Source organism: Massilia sp. CT11-108 (assembly GCF_047302915.1).
GTDB classification, from domain to species: Bacteria; Pseudomonadota; Gammaproteobacteria; order Burkholderiales; family Burkholderiaceae_D; genus Telluria; species Telluria orientalis.
On sequence record NZ_JBKYMO010000477.1, the window covers coordinates 1 to 4186 of the forward strand.

Consider the following 4186-nt stretch of genomic DNA (forward strand, 5'->3'; position numbering starts at 1 on the left):
CGGGCCCAGAACGGCGCGGCCACGCACAGGCCGAGCGCCGTGCCGGCATAGCACAGGCCCGTCACGCGGTTCGATACGTGCAGGACTTCGTCGGCATACAGGCCGAAGAACGTCTGCGGCATCATCTTCCCGGCCTGCACCAGCACGATGCCGAGCAGCAGGCCATGCAGCCCGGCCGGCAGCGCCGCCTTCCGCTCACGCACGCCGGAGGACCGCGTGGCCGGCGGCGCGACGGCCGGCAGGACAAACGAGGCCAGCGCCGCGCACAGCAGGCACGCCGCACCGGCCCACACGTTCACGCTGGTAAAACCCTGGGCATCGAACAGCCAGCCACCGATCACCGGACCTGTCACGGAGCCGATGGCCGTCGCGGCCTGCAGCTGCGCCATCAGTGCGCCGCGCGCCGCGCGCGTCACGAGCCGCGCGCCATAGGCCTGAGCCGCCGCGATGTAGCCGGCGAGGGCGCCCTGCAGCAGGCGCACGGACAGGATGACGGCCACGCTGTCCGTCGCCGCGATCCACCACTGCGTGGCCGCCAGCGCGAGCAGCGCGCGCAGCAGCATCGGCTTGTGGCCGACCCTGTCGCCGAGGCGGCCCCACCACGGCGTCGTGCACATCGCCATGGCCATCGGGCCCGCGTAGGCGATGGCGCTGACCCACGCCAGCGCGTGCGGCGACAGCTCGCCCACGCGGCGCAGGTGCAGGGGCCAGAACGGGCCGCTCATCTCCATGGCGCCCATCGCCACGAGCTGCAGCGCGAACAGCCAGCGCGTGGTGGTCATGCGAGCGGATTGGGCATGGTGCCGTGCACGTCGTCCTGCGTATCGGACAGGCGCATGCGCAGGAACGCTTTCGCGGGCCACTCATGCTCCAGCAGCGCCGCGCGTTCGGCGTGCCAGCGGGCCGCGTCGACGCGGCCGCGCAAGGCCGTGAACACGGCGTCGATCTCGCGCCGCAGGACGTCCCAGAACGGATGCTCGGGATGGCCGTACGCGCGCGCCAGCAGCAGCGCCAGTTCGGACAGGTGGCACAACAGCACGGCGTGCAGCAGCTTGTCGCGCACGGGTCCGTCGTCCTCGTACACGGTGGCGCCGGCGCGGTAGGCGTCGATCGCGAGGCCCGCGCCGCGCAGGGTGGGGCCGTGGATGCGCAGGTCGCCGAAGTCGCGCGCGAGCAGCTGCACGGGCGCGTAGTCCGCGTCGAGCATGATGAAGCTGTTCTGCTGGTGCGCTTCGAACGCGATGCCGTACACCAGATACGCGGACAGCAGAGCCGTCAGCACGGTGCGCGCGTGGCGCTCGAAGTACGCGACGGCGCCCGCGGCATGGTCGCCGTATGCGAGCGCGACGGCCTCCGTGACGAGCGGCCGGCCGCTGAACGGCGATTCCGCGAACAGGGCACCGACGGGGACCGGGAAGCGCGCGCCGTCCGCCTTCGCCATCGGATTGGCGCGGTACAGGATCGCCAGGTGGCGCGCGCGGTCATCGATGCCGTCCGGGTCGAGGTAGTAGAGGCCGACATCCTCGCGCACGATGTCGAGCGTGCCGCCGAAGCGCGCTTCGGCGTCGAGGATCGTCGCGAGCAGGCGCGTGATGCGCGGTCCCATCACGGCGGACTTCGGCGACACGGTCCGCTGCACGCTCGTCAGGCGCAGCGACACCGGCAGCTTCAGGTGCGGCAAGGTCGGCGAACCGGCCGGGACGACGGTGCGGAACGACATGGTCGGGGTCGCGTCGAGCGCCACGTCGTCCGGCAGGAGCAGGTCGCCGCGCGCGATCTCGGCCGCGAATTTTTCCGGGATCACCCTGCCGGCCTGGAAGGGATGCAGCGGCAGCGGGAGCCAGTCGGAAGGCGACTTGCCCAGCGCCGCCAGGGCGACTTTCCAGCGCAGCAGCGGCTGCGGGAAGTGCCGGCCGAACCACGCGAGGTAGTCGCCGTCGCCGGTCGAGAAGGTGACGTGCGCCTTGTCCGCGCGGATCGCGGCCAGCGGCACGGCCAGCGTCGGCTGGAATTCCGGCGACAGGGCCGTGACCTCGTCCGCGGACAATCCCAGCTTGGTCTTGAACGTGGGATGCCACGGATGGCCCAGCGTGCCCCATTGCTCCAGCAGCAGGGCGGGATTCGCATGGCCGGACTTGCGCAGCGCGGCGATGAAATGGGTGTCGGCCTTACCCAGTTCGGCGCGCAGCGCCCGCGCCCAGCCGCGGCGGTAGCCGAGGCACAGCACGTCGTTGGCGAGGCTGTTGTCGAGTTCGTGGATGAGCCGTTGGAGGTCCGCGCCCTGGCCCGGCAGGGAGGGCGCCACGCAGGCCAGCAGCGCCGCCGCGTGCACGACGGGTTGCGGCCGTTCCCCGGTCGCGTAGTACGACACGCCCCCGGCCAGCCGGCAATCGCCGATGCGGCCGAGGCTCAGGCCCTCGAAACGCAGCATGCCCTGTTGCGCCCACAGCGGCAGCCACGATACCGCGCCCTCCGTGATCAGCTGGTCCCGGTTCAGGAGGCGTTCGCGGAACAGGGCCTGCAATGTTCTCTGCAGGCTGCGCCGGCGGGCGTCGGACGAGGCCAGCTCGGCGGCAACGGCGTCCAGGGCGTGATCGACGGGGTTGAGCAGTTTCGGTATCGCGTTCATCGGCTTGCCTTCTCAATAACGACGGGAACGCAGCATAACGTAAACGCGAATCATTCTCAATACGATTCTCAATATTGCCCGATATGGATCAAGGCAGGGGCGTATGTTATGGTTGCGCCGATGAACACCCGATCCAACGGCGGCTACGTCGGCCGCTTCGCTCCATCGCCCACGGGCCCGCTGCACGCGGGGTCGCTGGTCGCCGCGTTGGCCAGTTATCTGGATGCGCGCGCCCACCACGGCACCTGGCTGATCCGCATCGAAGACATCGACGAGGGCCGCAGCGTGCCCGGCGCCGCCGGGGAGATCCTCGACCTGCTGCACCGGCTGGGCATGGAGTCCGACCGCGAGGTCGTGTGGCAGAGCCGCCGCAAGCACTTGTACGAGGCCGCGTACGACCGCCTCGCCGGCCACGTCTACCCGTGCGGCTGCAACCGCCGCGAGATCGCCGATTCGCGCCTGGGCGTCGCGCCCGACGGCGCCGCCATCTACCCGGGCACGTGCCGCCACGGCCTCGCGCCGGGCCGCAGTCCGCGCAGCCTGCGCCTGCGCGTGTCGGAGGCGGGCGAGGACGTGATCACATTCCAGGACCGCGTGGCCGGCGTCGTCACGCAGCGGCTGGCCAGCGAGTCGGGCGACTTCGTCTTGAAGCGCGCGGATGGCTACTGGGCTTACCAGCTGGCCGTCGTCGTGGACGATGCGGAGCAGGGCGTGACGGACGTCGTGCGCGGCGCCGACCTGCTCGATTCCACGCCGCGCCAGATCTTCCTGCAGCGGCTGTTGGACGTGCCGACGCCGCGCTACCTGCACGTGCCGGTGGTGCGCAATGCGAATGGCGAAAAACTGTCGAAGCAGACGGGGGCGCTGGCCGTGCGGCCGGGGGACGAAGAAGCTGCAGTGGCCGCGTTGCGGCAATCGGCGGGGTTTCTCGGGCTGGAAGTGGGCGAGCCAGGGTCGCTGGAAGCATTCTGGCGGGTCGCGGTGCCCGCGTGGGCGGCGTTGCATGTAAGTTGATGCCTCCCCGCATCAACCATCCATCTCACACCATCGGCCGTCTCCGGCTCATCCACATCAACCCGGCGAGACCCACGGCCAGCATCGACCACTCGGCCGTCTCCGGCACGGGCGGTGCGGCCACCAGCCAGCCGCGGAGTTCCCCGTTCGGATAGAGACTCGTGTGGATGTTGACGTAGGCCTCGTTGGCGTTGATGGCGTCGATGAGGGCCGTTTCGGCACTCGACGCCGTGCCGCCGTGCGTGCTCACGAAGGCGGGATCGTAGGACATCGCGTCATCCAGCGGGATGGCCTTGCTGTAGGTGCCCGCGGTGACACCCATCGGGAAGTCCTGGAACGGCACCGCCACGGGTGCCACGCCCGTGAAGGCCGTGCCGGTGCAGCAATGGATATGGGCATCCGTGGTGGTGCCGTCCAGGTCGCGGAACGGCATGTCGACGAACATTTCCTTCCCGCCCAGGTCGATCGTCACGAGGCTGGTGCCGGGCGAGGGGTTGGGCGGGATTTCCAGCGCCCCGGTGGCGACGGCCCGGTAGCTCGGGT

Annotated in this window: 4 protein-coding genes; 1 reads left to right on the top strand and 3 read right to left on the bottom strand. The window is 70.4% G+C overall.

The features are described from left to right. Positions 1 to 782, bottom strand: a 782-nt coding sequence (locus tag ACEN88_RS25705) for an MFS transporter (RefSeq protein ID WP_413344226.1), incomplete at its 3' end; no start/stop codon positions are given. Then, positions 779 to 2629, bottom strand: coding sequence for an IucA/IucC family protein (locus ACEN88_RS25710; protein ID WP_413344228.1), 1851 nt, complete (start codon positions 2627 to 2629; stop codon positions 779 to 781). The genes ACEN88_RS25705 and ACEN88_RS25710, both read right to left, overlap by 4 nt. A gap of 120 nt (positions 2630 to 2749) precedes the next feature. Between ACEN88_RS25710 and gluQRS the strand changes: the two genes are divergently transcribed. Next, a complete protein-coding gene (gluQRS, locus tag ACEN88_RS25715) occupies positions 2750 to 3643 on the top strand; it encodes a tRNA glutamyl-Q(34) synthetase GluQRS (protein WP_413344230.1) in 894 nt (297 codons plus the stop codon). A 25-nt stretch (positions 3644 to 3668) separates the two neighbouring features. Here gluQRS and ACEN88_RS25720 read toward each other — a convergent pair. Beyond that, a partial coding sequence (locus ACEN88_RS25720; RefSeq protein ID WP_413344232.1) for a CHRD domain-containing protein occupies positions 3669 to 4186 on the bottom strand: 518 nt, incomplete at its 5' end.